General features: G+C 62.2%; 15 protein-coding genes and 1 pseudogene. 8 read left to right on the forward strand and 8 right to left on the reverse strand.

The genetic code is table 11. The features are described 5' to 3' along the window. Positions 1 to 27: 27 nt before the first annotated feature. A complete protein-coding gene (locus H7688_RS19455; RefSeq protein ID WP_183362913.1) occupies positions 28 to 225 on the forward strand; it encodes a Thivi_2564 family membrane protein in 198 nt (65 codons plus the stop codon). On the opposite strand, the gene H7688_RS19460 is transcribed toward H7688_RS19455, so the two are convergent. Beyond that, positions 194 to 1,150, reverse strand: a complete 957-nt coding sequence (locus H7688_RS19460) for a GGDEF domain-containing response regulator (protein ID WP_183362914.1) — start codon at positions 1,148 to 1,150, stop codon at positions 194 to 196. The genes H7688_RS19455 and H7688_RS19460 overlap by 32 nt on opposite strands. 449 nt (positions 1,151 to 1,599) lie before the next feature. Here H7688_RS19460 and H7688_RS19465 point away from each other — a divergent pair, with 449 nt between their 5' ends. From H7688_RS19465 to cowN, 6 genes are all read left to right on the forward strand, one after another. Further along, complete coding sequence (locus H7688_RS19465; protein ID WP_183362915.1) at positions 1,600 to 2,505, forward strand: protoglobin domain-containing protein; 906 nt, start codon at positions 1,600 to 1,602, stop codon at positions 2,503 to 2,505. A 322-nt stretch (positions 2,506 to 2,827) separates the two neighbouring features. Further along, positions 2,828 to 3,640 (forward strand): TOBE domain-containing protein, encoded by an 813-nt coding sequence (locus H7688_RS19470; RefSeq protein WP_183362916.1) that lies wholly within the window; start codon positions 2,828 to 2,830, stop codon positions 3,638 to 3,640. 336 nt (positions 3,641 to 3,976) lie between these two features. Continuing rightward, complete coding sequence (locus H7688_RS19475) at positions 3,977 to 4,411, forward strand: thioredoxin domain-containing protein (RefSeq protein ID WP_183362917.1); 435 nt, start codon at positions 3,977 to 3,979, stop codon at positions 4,409 to 4,411. 16 nt (positions 4,412 to 4,427) lie between these two features. Then, positions 4,428 to 4,742 (forward strand): hypothetical protein, encoded by a 315-nt coding sequence (locus H7688_RS19480; RefSeq protein ID WP_183362918.1) that lies wholly within the window; start codon positions 4,428 to 4,430, stop codon positions 4,740 to 4,742. Continuing rightward, on the forward strand, positions 4,739 to 5,167 hold the full coding sequence (locus H7688_RS19485) for an FKBP-type peptidyl-prolyl cis-trans isomerase (protein ID WP_183362919.1): 429 nt from the start codon (positions 4,739 to 4,741) through the stop codon (positions 5,165 to 5,167). Before H7688_RS19480 ends, H7688_RS19485 begins: the two co-directional genes overlap by 4 nt. A 20-nt stretch (positions 5,168 to 5,187) precedes the next feature. Beyond that, positions 5,188 to 5,493 (forward strand): N(2)-fixation sustaining protein CowN, encoded by a 306-nt coding sequence (gene cowN, locus H7688_RS19490; RefSeq protein ID WP_183362920.1) that lies wholly within the window; start codon positions 5,188 to 5,190, stop codon positions 5,491 to 5,493. A 2-nt stretch (positions 5,494 to 5,495) separates the two neighbouring features. On the opposite strand, the gene H7688_RS19495 is transcribed toward cowN, so the two are convergent. The 7 genes and pseudogenes from H7688_RS19495 to H7688_RS19525 form a co-directional block, all read right to left on the reverse strand. Continuing rightward, positions 5,496 to 6,440 carry a M14 family metallopeptidase gene (locus H7688_RS19495; protein ID WP_183362921.1) on the reverse strand — a complete coding sequence of 315 codons (945 nt, stop codon included), beginning with the start codon at positions 6,438 to 6,440 and terminating at the stop codon, positions 5,496 to 5,498. Then, a complete protein-coding gene (locus H7688_RS19500) occupies positions 6,437 to 7,408 on the reverse strand; it encodes a M14 family metallopeptidase (RefSeq protein WP_183362922.1) in 972 nt (323 codons plus the stop codon). Before H7688_RS19500 ends, H7688_RS19495 begins: the two co-directional genes overlap by 4 nt. 207 nt (positions 7,409 to 7,615) lie before the next feature. Continuing rightward, positions 7,616 to 8,494, reverse strand: a complete 879-nt coding sequence (locus H7688_RS19505; RefSeq protein ID WP_183362923.1) for a transglutaminase family protein — start codon at positions 8,492 to 8,494, stop codon at positions 7,616 to 7,618. Positions 8,495 to 8,503: 9 nt separating this feature from the next. Beyond that, the gene (locus H7688_RS19510) at positions 8,504 to 9,442 is read right to left on the reverse strand and encodes an alpha-E domain-containing protein (RefSeq protein ID WP_183362924.1); all 939 of its coding nucleotides are present in this window, start codon (positions 9,440 to 9,442) and stop codon (positions 8,504 to 8,506) included. 174 nt (positions 9,443 to 9,616) lie between these two features. After that, the gene (locus H7688_RS19515; RefSeq protein ID WP_183362925.1) at positions 9,617 to 11,059 is read right to left on the reverse strand and encodes a circularly permuted type 2 ATP-grasp protein; all 1,443 of its coding nucleotides are present in this window, start codon (positions 11,057 to 11,059) and stop codon (positions 9,617 to 9,619) included. A gap of 723 nt (positions 11,060 to 11,782) precedes the next feature. Next, a pseudogene (locus H7688_RS19520) lies at positions 11,783 to 12,328 on the reverse strand (DsbA family oxidoreductase); the annotation flags it as partial. 239 nt (positions 12,329 to 12,567) lie between these two features. Further along, positions 12,568 to 13,287, reverse strand: a complete 720-nt coding sequence (locus tag H7688_RS19525) for an SDR family NAD(P)-dependent oxidoreductase (protein ID WP_183362927.1) — start codon at positions 13,285 to 13,287, stop codon at positions 12,568 to 12,570. A gap of 400 nt (positions 13,288 to 13,687) precedes the next feature. Here H7688_RS19525 and H7688_RS19530 point away from each other — a divergent pair, with 400 nt between their 5' ends. Beyond that, complete coding sequence (locus H7688_RS19530; protein ID WP_183362928.1) at positions 13,688 to 17,272, forward strand: PAS domain S-box protein; 3,585 nt, start codon at positions 13,688 to 13,690, stop codon at positions 17,270 to 17,272. Positions 17,273 to 17,300 lie beyond the last annotated feature (28 nt).

Consider the following 17,300-nt stretch of genomic DNA (forward strand, 5'->3'; position numbering starts at 1 on the left):
ACAGGATTTTACTCAAGGAGGATGGTCATGCCACTTGTTCACGTCATCATCGTACTGATCGTGGTCGGCGTCTTGTTAGGGCTCATCAACCGGTACATCCCCATGGCCGGTTCCATCAAGTCGATCCTGAACGCCGTAGTGGTCATCGCCGTGGTGCTCTGGCTGCTTCAGGTTTTCGGCCTCTTGCACTACATCACCAGGATGCAGGTCGGCAAGGTGAAGTAATTCCCGCTGCCGGTTTCGGGCCGAAGTTGGCCTCAACCCGGTTGCGCCCGTTGCGTTTGGCCCGGTACAGGGCCTGGTCCGCCGAGCGAATCAGGTCGGCGGGTTGGCAGGAGGTGTCGCAGCAGGTGGCGACGCCGAGGCTCAGCGAGGTTGCAACCAAGCCCTCCGGGGTATCGATCGGCTCCCGACAGACGCTCAGGCGCAGGCGTTCCGCCAAGGCCTGGGCGTTCTCGGCACTGCACCCCGCCAGCACGATCAGAAACTCTTCGCCCCCGTAGCGCCCCACGCCATCGTAAGGTCTCATGCGCCCCTGCATCTTCTGCGCAACGGCGCGCAACACCACGTCTCCCGCCAGGTGACCGTACCGATCGTTCACCGCCTTGAAGTGATCGATATCCGCCATCACCACGCTGAGGGGTTGACCGCTGCGCCGGGACCGGGACAGTTCGCGGGCCAGGCAGCCGACGATCTCCTCGTGATTCCACAACCCCGTCAGCGGGTCGCGGGCGGCCTTCTCGCGCAGCGCCTCGCGCGCGGTGATCAACTGGTCCTGCAGCTCGACGATCCTTCGCCCGGCGCGCAGCCGCACCTGAAGCTCGTTCACGTTGAACGGCTTGGTGAGGTAGTCGTCGGCTCCGGCACCCATGCCGACACAGAGGTTCTCTTCCCCGGTCAACGCGGTCAGCAGGATGATGTAGGTGTACTGGTCGCAGGTGCCGCTGCGCATCCTGCGGCAAAGCTCCAGGCCGTCAATCTCCGGCATCATCCAATCCACGATGGCCAACCGGGGCGCCTTCGAGGACTGCATAACCTGCCAGGCTTCACTCCCGTCCCGGGCCTCCACGACGTCGAACCCCCAGCGTCCCAGATGGGCCTCCAACAAGCGCCGGGTAACGGCATCGTCCTCCGCAACCAGAATCTGCATATCCCCTCCATCGCCGGTACCGCAGCAGCTAACCGCGGCAACGGGCCGACGTATCACACGAGCCGGAAATCAATCCGCACAACTTCTCAATCTAATTTCGTCAGTTCCTGTCAAAACTTGAGTCTCTTTATATTATTTTTTAGACAGTTATCATTTCCCGACGAGGCAAAGGGAGTATTGCGCAGCCAATAACGTGTGAGCGTTAATTTCTACGTATACGCGTGGAACTCTCTCTGACAGATGCAGCAACCCAAATCTGTGTTAGTCTTTCCTACCAGTTGAATTTGCAGCACCTTCAGTTTTTACACGATCCTTCACCGGAAAAGAAGACCAACCACCACGATGCTGCTGAGATTATACCTGTGCATCGAAATCCAGCCCGGCCCCGGTTTAGTCCAGCCACTGTATAACCAGAATGCATTGCACATTTTTTTGATGGAGACCACTACATGCTGACCATGCAGGAAGTAAAGAACCACTATTTTTTCACCGAAAAGGATGCCGAGCTGCTCAGCGAGCTGCTGCCGCTGGTACGCGATAACAGCAGCGCTCTCATGGACGCATTTTACGACTACCTGTTGAAGATCCCGGAGACGGCGAAGTTCCTGCGCAACGAGCAGGACCTGCAGAAGCTGAAAAAGACCCACGCCGAATGGCTGATCTCGGTCTTTTGCGGCAGATACGACAACGAGTACCTGCTCACGCTGCAGCACATCGGCCAGACCCACGTGCGCATCGGCGTCAACGCCCACTATGTGAACGCCGCCATGAACGTGATGCGGCGCCATCTCATCGAGATGTTGCAGTCGAACTATCCCAACATCGAGGACCGCCGCAAGTACCGGATCGCGACAGAGAAGATACTGGACATCAACCTGGACATCATGAGCACCTCGTACCAGGAAGAGGAGCTGCGCCGGGTGTTCGTCTCGCACCGCATCGAGTCCAAGCTGATCCACGCCGCCGAGCGTTTCACCTACGGGCTCAACCTGATCCTGGTGCTGGCACTCATCGGGGTGTCGCTCTCGGTGGTCGTGCTTTTTCTCTGGGACCTGGTGCACATCTTCCAGGGCGACTTCGAGAAAGGGATACTGTCGGCGCTGGGAACCCTGCTCATCCTCTGGATGATGATCGAGCTCATGGACAACGAGATAAAGACGCTTAAGGGGGGCAAGTTCAACATCCTCATCTTCATCGGCGTCATCATCGTCGCGCTCATCCGCGAGATCCTGATCTCCACCCTGCGCCACGATGTGCTCAACACCCAGGTCTTTCTCGCAGGAACACTGCTCATCCTGGGTATCGTCTACTACCTGGTGGCGCGCAGCCAAGGGGACCGCAATCATCGGGACTGAGTCCGTGGCGCCGTCAGCTACGTGAGCTGCGTCTCTACATCCAGATTTTTTTTCGCAGCGCACAGCTGTCGGGCAGGTTCGGACTATCTGCCGTCCTTCTGAGCCAGAGATGGCAACAGGTCAGCCTGCCAGGCTCTTTCTCATCCCTTGTCTCGTTATACAGGCTCTTGTACCCGAAAGAAGTTGTGACTAAGAGCAACAAACGAATAAGAGAAACCGGTCTACCCAAGCCTTTACAATGCCTGTGTCTTTGCTATGATGGGCCAGATGGAATCCGGAATATCCGGAGAAACCAACCCCATCGACGCGAGGTCAATGGCACATGCAGGCCAAGAAGAAAACAGGGGTACTTCTGGATTCCAGCCTCTGGTTCAACCGCGAGGATCACAAGTTTCTGGGAGGAGACCGCATCGAGTTGCTGGAGCGGATCGATGAACTCGGCTCCATCACCAAGGCGGCCAGGGCGGTCGGCATCAGCTACAAGACCGCGTGGGACCAGATCAACACCATCAACAACTTAGCGGAAAAGCCGCTGGTAGAGCGTCTGACCGGCGGCAGGGGTGGCGGCGGCACCAGCCTCACTGCCGAGGGGAAGCGGCTGATCGCCGAATATCGCATCATCCAGGGGGAGCTTCGCACCCTCCTGGACAACCTGGGCAGCAGGCTGGGAGACAGCAACGGCCTGTTCCAATTTTTGAGGAGAATCTCCATGAAAGTGAGCGCACGCAACACCTTCGCAGGGACGATCACCAACCTTACCAAGGGCGCCGTCAATGCCGAAGTCACCCTTTCCCTGAAGGGGGGAATCCCGCTGACCGCCGTCATCACCAACGGTGCGGTCGAAAACCTCGGGCTGACCACCGGCAAGGACGCCTATGCCATCATCAAGGCAAGCTCCATCATCATCGGTACCGACCTGCACGATGCCAAGACCAGTGCCCGCAACGTCTTCTGCGGCACGATTTCGAAAATCATCGAGGGTCCGGTGAGCACCGAGGTGGACATCGAGATCGGCGGCGGCAATACCGTGAGCTCCGTCATCACCCACGGCAGCTCGCAGAATCTCGGCCTGAAGGTCGGCGCCCACGCCTGCGCCATGTTCAAGGCCTCCAGCGTCATCATCGGCGTCAACTGACACCTCGAGGGGGACAGTCACTGCGGCCTGTCCCCCTTCTCCCTTTCCCTCCAGGTTCTTCCCTCTCCCAGCGTCTCTGCACCATACTCGTAAGACTGATTTTCCGTTTGTCCCCTTGCCGGCTCCCTTTGGCGCCTGAGCACCTCGCTCCCACACCGCTCGCTGGCTAGGGACCGGGCAGATAGGACGCAGTTGCACAACTTTGCGGCAGGCCGGCGCGACCATCTCACCCAGCAACCCCCTAACCAGCTGTTCATACGGCATATTCTCCACCCTTTCTCGTTGGCACAGAGCGTGAAATCGGAGAAGTGCTCGAGATCTTCGAAAGGAGGTGACATGGCGACCATCACCTATTTCACCAAGCTCGGCTGCCAAACCGCGGCCAAACAGGTCGAGGCACTGCGGCAAGCCGGACACCAGGTCGAGGTGCGCGACCTGCTGGCGGAACCGTGGGACGCGGCCCAGCTTACCTCGTACTTCGGCGACCTGCCGGTAGCCCAGTGGTTCAACCCGAACTCGCCCAGGGTGAAGGCCGGCGAGATCGATCCGGCGGCCTACGACGCCGCTGCCGCCCTCGAACTGATGCGCGCCGACCACCTTTTGATCCGGCGGCCCCTCATGGAATCCGGCGGCACCCGGATGTGTGGCTTCGACCCTGCTAGGGTCCACGCCTGGATCGGTTTTTCCAACCCGGAGGAGGTTCTGCCTCGCGCTAAGGAGTTCCAGACCTGCTCGCATCCGGCCAGCGAACCGCTACCGCGCTGCCCCTAGCGGGCGGGAGGGAACCATGGCGTTGGATCGAGAGCAAGCCAAAAGCCTCTTCGAAAAATACCGCAAGCACCGCGACGGCATCCGCAGTAATCCGGAACTCGCCGGCGTCTGCCTGATCTGCGGCTCGACGCACGTAGGGCCGCACCCGGAATTCTCGCAGCAGATGATCTGCCACAGTTGCGGCTTTGCCTTTTACCGTTACCGCTGCCCGGACTGCGGCGCCACCGTCGACGGCAGGGACCCGCTCAACCCCGCGTGTCGGGAGTGCGGCCTGCGCCAATGCACCTGCGGGGCCTGCGGGTGCCGGTCCTCTTACGGGAGTAGCCCATGATCTGCGTAACCCAGGGAAGTAAGGTCACCCTCAGCTACATCGGCACCCTGGATGACGGGACGATCTTCTACAGCACCGAGGAACACGGTCCGCTCACGGTGACCATCGGTGCCGAGCAGGTCTTTCCGGCACTGGAGCGCGCGCTCATCGGCATGCGTGCCGGCCAGAGCAAAAACGTGGTGCTCAGCGTCGATGAGGCCTACGGGCCGCGCCGCGCGGAGAACATCCTCAAGGTGCCCTGCAGTCTGTTTCCGGTGGAACGAGAGGTTGTCCCGGGGCAGAAGCTGAGTATCGACTTCAAAGGGGGGCAGTCCCGCATCATGCGGGTGATCAGCCTGGAGGAAGGTGTGGTGACGCTGGATGGCAACCACGCACTCGCTGGCTGCGAGTTGAGTTTTGCGCTGCGCGTGGACGACGTTACTTGAAAGAAGTGCTTGAGGTATTGATGCATAACAACCCGAAACCTGACCGCTACGTCTCCTTTACCGGCATCGAGGCGGACCGCAACTCCGTCGAACTGGTGGCACACTTGCGCCGCTACATCGACGATCCCGAGAAGACGAACCCCTTTTGGGAGAAGTTCAAGGAGAAATTGTCCCGGGTGGGACAACCGGAGCACAACGGCGGGCGCTCGCTGGACGAGCTGTTCCTGATCCACTCCTATATCAACAACATCCGCGAACTCTTCGAAAATGAGGAGGATCTTCCGGCACTGGCGCTTCTGGAAAAGATCGAGCTGGAGAGCTGCTGACGCTACATCTTGCGGTTCACCTGCAGCAGGAGATCCCCTTCGAAGAGCAGCGGATGGCGGCGCATCCCGGTAAGCAGGCCAGAGACCGGCGCCACTACCCGTTCCACGATGTTGCCGTTGAAGCTGTCGTAGATGTACCCCATCTCCTGCCCCGCCGCCACCCAGCGCCCCACGGGACGGTCCGAAACGAAGGTGCCCGCCTTGGTGGCATACACGCCATGACAGCAGGTGCGGTCGAAATAACAGGTTTCCTCATCCTCATTTGACAGCTGCACCCCTTCCAGGACCCCCGCCTTGCCCAGAAACTCCACCAGGGCGCGGAACACCCGCTGGCAGTGTTCCAGCTGTACGGTCCCCCCCTGCCCTACCCTGAGCAGAAAGCTGCGCCCGGGCCAGACCTTCCAGGAATGTTTCAGCGTCGTGGTAAAGACCGGTGACAGGGAGCGCTCCAGAATAGCCGGCAACCCGAACCAGTGGGCGGCCTCCCGCTCCTCCTGGCTTGGTTCGTAGAGCCTCACCTGGGGGAGATCCTCGAAGTCGATCCCGGCGGTGTGGATGTCGATGCGGAACTCGGCGCGCTTGGTCGCCTCGAGGACGGCATAGGCGATTCTCTGCGTGGTCTCGCCGATGGTACTCCCCGGGAACATCCGGTTGATGTCGGTCTTGTCGAAGGGCCAGGTCCGGGTACGCTGGTTCACCCCGAGGACGTTCACCGCCGGGATGATCAGCACCCGCCGGGCCAGGCGCAGCGTGGGATAGCACCTTCCCTCCACGGCCCCCAGAAAATCGGCGAGGCGCGACAGGATGAAGATGCCGTTGATCTCGTCGCCGTGCAACCCCGCCACCAGGGCGACCGCGGGGTGGGCTCCCGCCGGGCCCAGCTCGTGGCAGGGTATGTCCACCCCCTCGCGGACCGGGGCCGTCATGCAGAGCAGGTTGCGTATCATGAGCGCCCTCCTTTGCGGGCCATGACCCGGGCCATCAGCGATCCCTCGTAGACCAGCGGATACTCGCGCAGGGTGAACAGGACACCGTCCACCGGCGCGCGGACCTCGGAGAGGGTGCTGCCACTGAAGGGGGACACGATGCTTCCCAAAAGCTCGCCACGGTGCACGTCGGTCCAGTGCGAGGCCGCGGCCACGAACATCCCGGAGGTCTGGGCGTTTAAGAAGTGGACGTTGCTGTCGTCGGCGATGAGCGGCGTGTGGGTCACGGCGGGGAGTTCGAGATCGGGGGCGAGCACCCCCAGCTCCTGCCAGGCCGCCAGCAGTCCTGCCACCAGCTGTTCGCAGTACTCCGGCGTGACCCGCATCCCCACCCCCATCTCCACCACCAGGCAGGGGGTGGAGCGGCTGTTCAGACTGTGGGCGAGCGTGGTCTCCAGGACGGTGGAGGCCCCGTGCAACCAGATCATGTCCAGGTTCATACGACGGGCGATGGGTACCAGGGAGTCCTGGAACTCCTGGTTGATGCGCACCTGGGGGATCTCTCGCAGGTAGACGTTACTGGCGTGGATGTCGACCACCAGGGCCGCGCCGGTCAGCGCTGTCATGATCGCCTCGGCGAGTCGGGCCGGCAAGGGACCGCCCGAAGAGCCGGGAAAGGCACGGTTCAGGTCGGTTTCGAAGACCGGCAGCCCGCGGGTCAGGGTGTCCAGCCCCAGCGTGTTCAGGGCGGGGTAGAGCTCGACCGTCCCCAGAAGGGCCTCGGGCCGGCGGTGCAGCAGGTCCTCGAGCCAGGCCGACAGCAGGTGGCAAACGTAGAGCCCTTCCAGTTCGTCGCCGTGGATGCCCGAGACCACCGCGACACGCGGGGCGTCGCCGCCGGTAAAACAGGTGCGGCGCAACTCCATGCGCTCGCAGTAAGGAAGGTCGATGGTAAAGAAGGTTTCGGTAGAACCTGCCGTTTGGGACATCGTCGTCTCCGCTTCATGTTCAACTAGTTCGACTAAGGTCACCACCAGAGTGGATACCTGAAACCGGGGAGCCGGTGGGCGTGCCCCTCGAGCACTGCCACATCACATCACCGTCCCCAGGCTTCCCCAGAGAGCGCTTTGTTTTCCCCTGTGTTCCTCGGTGTTCCCCTCAGTGTCCTCTGTGGTCCAGCTTGCGGTCCTGCGTTGTTACTGCTCTTGGGTCTGATCCAGCACGCTCACCTTTACGGTTGGCTGATTGCCACTGCTCTCACCCTTGAAGCTGCCGCGCTGCGGTGCCGCGTCGTGGGAATCACGCCCGACGCAGACCTCGATGTAACGGTCATTGACCAAAAGGGCATTGGTGCTGTCGAACCCCAGCCACCCGCACCCCGGCACCAGCGCCTCGGCCCAGGCATGGGTTGCCAGTTGTTCTCCCGCCGCGTGGATCCCGGGATCCAGGTAGCCTACGACGTAGCGCGCCGGAATCCCCCAGGAACGCGCCACGCTGATGAAGAGGTGGGCGAAGTCCTGGCAGACCCCACCGCGCTGGCGCAGCGCATCGGTGAGGGCTCCGTGCACCACGGTGGCCCCGGTGCGGTACTCGAGCACCCGCGGCAGCCAGGCCATGAGACCGAGCAGGTTGTCCTGCACGGTCTCCTTCTCGTCGAACTCTGGAAGGGGCACCGGGAGCAGTTCCGCGAGCTTTCCGACCGCGGGGACCGCGTCGCTTCGGTGCAGCACGAAGTCGTTGAGGCGCGGCTCGCGGGAGAGCTCGCTCTTCAGCCACTGGCGCTGCTCTGCTGCCGGCGCGGGGAGGAAATCGAGCGGGTTCTCCTTGCAGGTCTCCACCACGGCACGCAGGCGGGTGACCAGTCGGGTGTGCGGCGGGATCACGCTGAAGTAGTGCACCAGGTTCCCGAAGTAGTCCCGATAGCTCGCCAGCTCCGCCGCCGGGTCCGTCTGGATCTCGCAGCTGAGCAGGGTCTGGTGCCGGTTCTCGCGCGGTGCCAGGCGCAACTCCACGTGGTGTTCGCGTACTGCGGCGGGATATTCAAGCGCCGTTTCGTGTTCGATCAGGTAGCGCATCGTGGTCCTCTACTGGAAAAACTCCTCGGCCAGGGAGTTGTGCAGTCGACCGATCCTCGGCAGGAGATCCTCGAGATACTCGTGCAGCCCCTCGGCCAAAATTTCATCCTTCGAGAGGCGTACCTTGTCGCACAGCTCGTCGCAGGCGGCCCGGGTCGCCTCCTTCCCGTCGGTGCCGATGATCTGCAGCGCCGCCCGGATCCGGTCCACCGAGAAGGCGACCGAACGGGGGAAGTCGTTATTGAGCACCACGAATTCGGCGACATCCGCCGGCAGGAACCCCGAGTGACAACTGCGCCGGAAGGCCTCGAAGCCGGAGAGCGACTTAAGGAGCGCCGCCCACTGGTAGTAGTCCAGCGCCGAGCCGACCATGGAGAGATCCGGCAGGATGATGTGGTACTTCACGTCCAGGATCCGGCAGGTCATGTCGGCCCGTTCCAGGCAGCCACCCAGCTGGAAAAAGGCGTAGGCTTCGCCCCGCATCATGGTGGAGGTGACCAGCCCGTTGAAGCGGGCCACCTGGTTCCTGAGCTCGACGAACAGCGCGCCGGCACGCTCCGCGGTCAGCGTCCCCTTGAGCCTCTCGTCGAACGACATCCAGATCTCGTTTACCGCTTCCCACATCTCCTTGGAAATCCGGTCCCGGGCCACCCGGGCGTTTTCCCGGAAGAGCCTCAAACAGCTTCGGATGGCGCTCGGGTTGTTGCGTCCGGCAGCGACGAACTGCAGGACCCGCGACGTGCTGATCCCGCCGCTGCCGTGGTGCTGTTCGTAGAGTTCCTCCGCGGAGGCGATCTGCAGGATGGGGCGCCACCGGTCGTCCTCGCTCATATCCTCCTCCGCCTCGATCAGGTAGAGCAGGTTGATCTCCATGAGCCGCGCGGTTTCACCGGCGCGCTCCAGGTAGCGGGCCATCCAGTACATCGAATCTGCAAGTCTGCTGAGCATGGAAAACCTCAAGAAAAACAAGTTCTAGGTTTTATGTTCTACGTTTTGGGTCTAAACCAGCAAACCGGCCGATGCGCTAGGTTTCTGCGTTTAATCTGGCAATTCGCACCGCTTTTGCCCTGTCTTGTTTTAGGTTCCCGCATCTGACCTGGCAACCTGGAACAAAGAAGCCCTCTATTCCGCCAGTACCCAGGTATCCTTGCTGCCGCCGCCCTGGGAGGAGTTCACCACCAGCGAACCTTTCCTGAGCGCGACGCGGGTGAGCCCTCCCGGTACCACCTCGATCCCCTCGCCGTAGATCACAAAGGGACGCAGGTCCAGGTGACGCGCCTCCAGCTCTCCGTCCATGTAACAGACATGCCGCGACAGGTACACCACCGGCTGGGCGATGTAGTTGCGCGGGTTTTCCAGGACCCGGTCCACGAACTCCCTGCGCAGCGCCGGGGTCGAGGAGGGGCCCATGAGCATCCCGTAGCCGCCGGACTCGCTGACCGCCTTGATAACCATGCGCTCCATGTTGTCGAAAACGTATTCGCGGTCCTGCGCGTTGGTCATCTGGTAGGTGGGGACGTTGTTGAGGATCGGCTGCTGCCCCAGGTAGTAGCGGATGATCTCCGGGACGTAGGGATAGACCGCCTTGTCGTCGGCAATCCCGCTCCCCGGCGCGTTGACGATGGCCACGTTGCCGGCACGCCAGGCGTTGATGACGCCGGCGATCCCCAGGGAGGAATCGGAACGGAACACCAGGGGATCCAGAAAGTCGTCGTCGATGCGCCGATAGATCACGTCCACCCGCTGCAGCCCGGTGGTGGTTTTCAGGTAGACGATGTCGTTCACCGTCACCATGTCGCGCCCCTCGGCAAGCTCCACCCCCATCTCTTTGGCCAGGAAGGTGTGCTCGAAGTAGGCGGAATTGTAGATGCCTGGAGTGAGCACCACCACCTCCGCCTGGTCTTTGCCGCGCGGCGACAGGGAGCGCAGGGCGTCCAGGAGCAAGGACGGGTAGTGCTCGACGCGCCTGACCCGGTACTTGTTGAAGAACTCCGGCATGATACGCCGCTCGACGACCCGGTTCTCGATCATGTAGGAGACCCCCGAGGGGGTACGCAGGTTGTCCTCGAGGATCAGGAATTCGCCCTGTTCGTCGCGAATTATGTCGATGCCGCTTATGTGGGTGTAGATGCCGCGCGGCGGCACGATGCCGACGATCTCCCGGCGGAAGTCGCGCCCCTGGTAGATCAGCTCGGGGGGGATCACGCCGTCCCTGATGATGCGCTGATCACCGTAGAGATCGGCCAGGAACAGGTTGAGCGCCTGAACCCGCTGCTTGAGGCCGGCCTCGATCTTGGCCCACTCGCGGGCCGTTATGATGCGCGGTATCAGGTCGAAGGGCCAGATCCGCTCGATCCCTTCCTCGCTCTCGCCGTAGACGGTGAACGTCACCCCCTCGGCCTGCAGGGCAAGCTGACTTTCGTGCGCCTTGGCCTCGAGACCGTTGTTGCCGATGGCCCGGATATGGTCCCACAGCAGGCGGTAGTGCTCCCGTGGCGAGAAATCGTCCGCGTAAAATTCGTGGTAGGGGTTGCGCTTTTGCTCTGGCAGTCCCGCCTGGTACATGCGTCACTCCTTTAACAGCGCTTGCAAAAATGGGAAGGCAGGTCCCCGAGTTGCGGGCGGGATGCCCAGGCAGCAGCAGCGCCGACCGCAGGGGATAGTCCTACCCGTCTGCAAGAGTTCCGCCAATGCTTCCGACCGCCTGTCGTACCACGAACCCGATGCTCAAAGCACCAAATCAGCGTCGTTTTCACCAAGGATAAAGCTCGCCCCCGCCAGAGATGCTGAAAGCCTGCTGACGGAACATGCCTTATTGAGGGCAGCTGCCCAAATTTGCAGCGCAGGTCCCCATTCTTTTACGGAACTCGATCACTGACAAAGGGATCTTTTTGTTCCAATTCCCTATAAGCTATCACAGTTGTAAGATTGTGCTATTGAGTAAGAGGAAACGACTGAGAGATAGGTTTGCAGGTTCAAACAGAGTGGAGCGTAAGAAAGTGCAAGGCATCGAGTAAGGCACCCCCTTAATTCTCCGGCGCTCTGGCGGGGTTTTCCACTTTTTTGCAAACGTTACGATCGTAAGCGGCGGTCCGCGAAGCGGCGCGAACCGCGGGAACCACAAATTAGCCATTGACACGCAAAAACGGGCACTTGCACCAGCTGCCTAATCGTTGTGCAACTTGGTGAAGTGCCCATGGATACGTGACATTGAGGCAACGAATCCACAGCTTCTCCCTGTTTTTCCACAAGGGGAGTGGAAAGCTCGCACCCCCCTGAAAAAACCGTTCATCCCCTGCCGATGAGGCGCTGGAAATCCTGGTATTTTGCAAACCCGACCAGCCTGATCCCCTCGCAGAGGTGGCTGGGCACCGCGGTGATGCCGTACTCCTCGGCACGCTGCCAGTCGGCATCGACGGCCGCGGCGAAGCGCCCCTCGGCAAGGACCGCCTTGGCCTCTGCTCCGGAAAGCCCCACCTCGGCAGCAAGCCGCGCCAGCTCCTCGACATGTGCTATGTTGCACCCCTCGACGAAGAAGGCCCGGTACACCGCCTGGCGCCAGGCATCCCCCTTGCCCAGGCTCTCGGCCCACTTGCCCAATTCCTGGGCGCGTCGGCTGTTGTAAGTGCGGCTGCGCTCGGCAAGGGGCAACCCTTCCGCTGCTGCGACCTCACGGACCCGCGCCTGCATCGGCCCAAGCTGCTCCGGTGCGATCCTCAGCAAATCGGTCAGTTCGGCCCCCTCTTCCGGGGTCTCGGGATGCAGCGGGAAGACATACCAGCGAAACTCAACGTCGTACTCCCGGCTGAGACGATCGGTACGCACGGTACCGAGATAGCACCAGGGTCAAACGTAGTCGAAATACACCTCCACGAGCGTTTTTCTCATGAGGCACCTCCTTGTTGAGATACGTCTCGAGTTTAGCCTGCTCCCGTTTCCCGGCAAGCAGGACCGGTAATGAATTACACAACCCTCCCAGAAGGCAATCGAGACGGCGGCGGCCGGTATCCCCCCTCCCCCAGCTGGAACCGTAGAACCTCGTAGCTCCGGCCCGGGCTCAGGCTCACCCGGGATCACCCGGCGAAGTCGCGCACCTCGTAGCGTACGCCGTTGCCGTGATTCTGCCGAACGATACTGCGGATCGCGTCGGCGACCTGTTCGGCGGAACGCAGGGCACCGGATCGCTTGAGCTCCACGAAACGCTTCAGGTCGGGGAAGTCATGCTCGCTGCTGGCACGGATCGCCGCCTGCATCTCGGTGTCGATGATCCCCGGCTCGATGCTGATAGCCAGGAAGGGGTGCGGCTCGGCCCCCTGCTCCAGTGCCACGCTCCTCACGAAGGTTTCCAGGCAGGCCTTCGAGGCACAGTACAGGGACCAGCCGTAGTAGGGTCTCAGCGCCGCGCCCGAGGATATGTTGACGATGGTCTTGCGGCAGGGGTGCGCCTGGAACTTTCGGATCGCCTCGCTTAGGAACAGGACCGCCGAGCTCACGTTGACGTTGAGGCTGTACAGCACCTCCGCGGGCTCCTTGCGGCTGGTGGGACCGATCGGCTGCACGGTCGCGGCATTGTTGACGATAACGATCTCCTGGTACTCGAGGGCAGCCAGCCTACCGAGCTCGGCGGCGACCGCGGCGCGTGCGCCCTCCGGGTCGCTGAAATCGGCCGGCACGGAAAAGGCGTGGGGAGCGCTGCGGGAGAATTCGACCACCTGGTAGCCTGCCTCCAGGTACCCCTTGGCGAGCGCGAGTCCCAGCCCGCGCGATCCCCCTGAGATGGCGACGAGTTTCACGATGGTGCCTCCTTTACCGAGCGTTGCTGCACAAACCCGTCAAGTATAACCGCTGGAGATCGGGTTGCAGCCCCATCGGGCGACTGCAGCCTGCAATCTCCACCTCACCCAACTGTATCGACCGACTCCAGGGACTGATACCACCCGCAGCCCAGCTGACAAAAAACTCAAAAGACCATTTTGATCTTACAGTAAAAAAGGTACAACCTATCTCCTCTACCTGTTTTACCCATACAATATCTCTTACGAACTTCCCAGAGAATCTCTTAGTAATATTTCAGCTACAGCTTATGTATTCATATTGACATTTGTGATTTAAAGGCATATAGCTAACAAAAACTGACTGCCAACTTTGTACTAGATTGTCCTGCAGATACCGGCCCTTTACTCGGAAATTGTTATGGCCTCGGACGGTTCCGATCACGGCAGATACTCCTTCGCTTTACTGCTTGCCTTTTCCTTGGCAGGTCTGGCCGCTAATTTCTTCAACATCTCCCTTTTCCCCGGTCTCGAATTCCTTTTCGGCAGCATCTTCTCGATGCTGGCACTGCAGCTTCTCGGGCTCTGGAGCGGCGTCGCCGTCGCGCTCGCTGCCAGCAGCTACACCTGTTTCCTGTGGCAGCACCCCTACGCCCTGCTGATTCTCACCATGGAAACCCTGGTGGTGGGGTGGCTCGTCCTTACGCGCCGCATGGGGATGGTTCTGGCCGACACGGTCTTCTGGCTGGTCCTCGGCATGCCGCTCGCCTACCTGAGTTACCACTTCGGGATGAGCTTTCCGAGCGCGGAAGCCACCGTGGTCATGGTAAAGCTGGCGCTCAACGGCCTGGCCAACGTCCTTCTGGCCCGCCTGGCACTCTCCGGCTACGCCGTCGGCACCCGCAAGATCTCGGTCTCCTTCCGCGACATCATCTACGAACTGCTGGCTGTTTTCGTGCTGTTCCCCTCGCTCATCGTGCTGCTGGTAAGCGGCCGGGCCGACTTCAGGCAAACCACTGCGACCATCCAGGAGACCCTGCGGCGCGACGCGCACCGCGTGTCGCTGAACCTGGACCACTGGCTGACCGTACGCAAGGGGGTGCTGACCCACCTGGCACAGCTTGCCGCCACCCTCCCCCCTGAAGAGATGCAGTCCCGCCTCGACCAGGCACGAAACTCGGACTACGACTTCCTGCGCATCGGCCTGGTGAACCGGGACGCGATCACCGTCGCCTACTCGCCGGCCAGCGACCCCTTCGGGCAGAGCAACCTGGGCAAGAACTTCGCGCACCGCCCCTTTTTCTCCCAGCTGCAGCAGCGCAAAGAGCCGATGCTCTCGGAACTGGTCCGGGGCACCATCGACAGCAGCACCCCGCGGGTGCTCATCCTGGCCCCGGTACTGATCCAGGGAGAGTACGCGGGGCACCTGGGTGGGGTGCTCAACCTGGAGCGGGCCCACGAGATACTGGACCAGGCGCTCGACAGCCGGGAGATCCGCTACACCCTTTTGGACCGCCACGGCAAGGTGATCGTCTCAAACCGTAACGACCAGGAGGTGATGTCACCGTTTGTGCGCGGTCCGGGGAGCCTCACGCCGCTGGGAAACCAGCTCTCCTGGTGGGTCCCCACGGTGCCGGGCATGGTCCCCTCCTGGGAGCGCTGGAAACGTTCCGCGTTCACCATTGAGTTGCGGGTCGGCAGCTTCTCGGAGTGGCGCCTGATCCTCGAGCAGCCGCTGCTTCCCAGCCTTTCCGAGCTCTTTGCGCACTACGCGAAAAAATCGGCCCTGATCCTGTCGATCTTCCTCGCTGCCCTTATGGTCGCCGAGCTGCTGAGCCGGCTCTTCCACTCCCGCTTCCTGGAGATCAACCGGCTCACCGCCGACCTCCCCGAGCGCCTCGCAGCCGGACAGCAGATCGCCTGGCCCGACCGGCCGATGTCCGAAGTGCGCCAGCTTATGAACAACTTCAAGCAGGTCACCGCCTCGCTCACCGCACAGATCCAGCAGACCCGCGCCCTGAACGAGACCCTGGAGCAGCGCGTCCTGGAGCGGACCGCCGAACTGAACGAGCTGAACCGGGACTTCGTGAATTTCCTGGAAAACACCTCCGATTTCGTCTATTACAAGGACCGGGATTCGCGCTACCGCTTCCTGAGCCAGGCCGTGGCGACCAGCACCGGGCATCCCCAGTGGCGCGACCTGGTCGGCAGGCACGACTGCGAACTGTTCCCGGAGGATCTGGCCCGGATCTACAGCGAGGAGGACGCCCAGATCTTCAAGGACGGCGTTTCGCTGTTCAACAAGATCAACCCCACCTGTGACCCGCAGGGGAAGCGTCGCTGGATCAGCACCAACAAGTGGCCGGTGTTCGACGCCGCCGGCAAGGTGGCCGGGATCTTCGGCATCAGCCGGGACATCACCGAGCAGATCGAGATCCAGGAATCCTTGCGCCTGGCCCAGCAGTCCCTGAACCAGGTGCCGGACCCGATCATGTGGGCCGACCCCGCCGGTCGGATCGTGGACTGCAACCAGGGGGCCTGTCAGCTGCTGGGCTACCACCAGTACGACCTGCTCGACAGCACCATCTTCGAGATCGACCTGGCCACCAGCAGGGAGAGCTGGCCGGTGCTGTTCGCCGAACTGCGCGGCCAGCGTACCCGGCACTACGAGTCGAACTACTGCACGCGGGACGGCCGCAGCATCCCGGTCGACGTGCAGCTTGCCTACATCTCCTTTGGTGACAAGGAGTTTTTGTGCGGGGTCGCCCGCGACCTCACCGAGCGCAAGGCGATGGAAGAGGAGCGGCTGCACCTGGAGCGCCAGTCGCTGCACCTGCAGAAGCTGGAGAGCCTCGGGGTCCTCTCAGGCGGGATCGCCCACGATTTCAACAACCTTTTGCAGGTGGTGCTGGGGAACCTCGACCTGGGGCTCATGGCACTTCCCGAGGATATCGGGATCCGGCGCAACCTGGAACAGGCGGTGATCGCCACGGTGCGGGCCTCGGAATTGAGCGGCATGATGCTCGCCTACTCCGGAAAGGGCGTGCTCAGCGTGCAGCGTCTCGACCTGAGCGGGTTGATCCGGGAAAACGCCTCGATGCTCACGGCGGTCGTCACCCGGGGGATCAGCTTCAGCTCGGCCCTCTCACCCGAGCTGCCACCGGTTCAGGCGGACGCCACCCAGGTCCTGCAGGTGGTATTGAACCTGGTGCGCAACGCCAGCGAGGCCATCGGCAGCGGCAGCGGGACCATCACCCTGGGGACCGGAGCCCAGGAATTCGACGGGGCGAGCCTCGCCGCCAGCCGGATCGAGGAGAAGCTCCCGGCGGGGCGCTACGTCTGGGTCGAGGTGCGCGACAACGGCTGCGGCATGGACGAAGCCACCCAGTACCGCAGCTTCGACCCCTTCTTCACCACCAAGTTCACCGGTCGCGGTCTGGGGATGTCCGCGGCCCTCGGCATCATGCGTGCCCACAAGGGGGCCATCATGCTGGAGAGCACCCCCGGGGTCGGCACCGCGGTGCGCCTGCTCTTCCCGGTCGCCCCGGCGCAGGCCCCCCTGCACCAAGGAGACGGCGCGGCGCAGGCCGCACTCAGCGAAGCTGGCCAGGAGCGCCCCCTGACGGTCCTGGTCGTGGACGACGAGGAGATGGTGCGCACCCTGTCCATGTCGATGCTCGAGGCCTTCGGCTTCCAGACCCTCGCCGCCAGCGACGGGGAACGGGCCCTGGAGATCTTCCTGAGGGAGCGCCAGCGCATCGACCTGGTGCTTTTGGACCAGAACATGCCCACCATGGACGGTCTCACGGTCTTCAAGCAGCTGCGCCAGCTGAGCCCCGGGGTGAAGGTGCTCCTGGCCAGCGGCTACAGCCACAAGGAGGTGGCCGCCCGGTTCCAGGGGCTCGACCTGAACGGTTTCATCCAGAAGCCGTTCACCGTGCGCCGCCTTTTGGACGAGGTCCAGCGGGTGCTGGGCCGGGAGGTTGCCAACTGGCGGCAACCGTAGTGCCGCGACTCTCATCAATGGAAAGAGG

Origin of the sequence: Geomonas limicola (assembly GCF_014193675.1) — a bacterium.
GTDB classification, from domain to species: domain Bacteria; phylum Desulfobacterota; class Desulfuromonadia; order Geobacterales; family Geobacteraceae; genus Geomonas; species Geomonas limicola.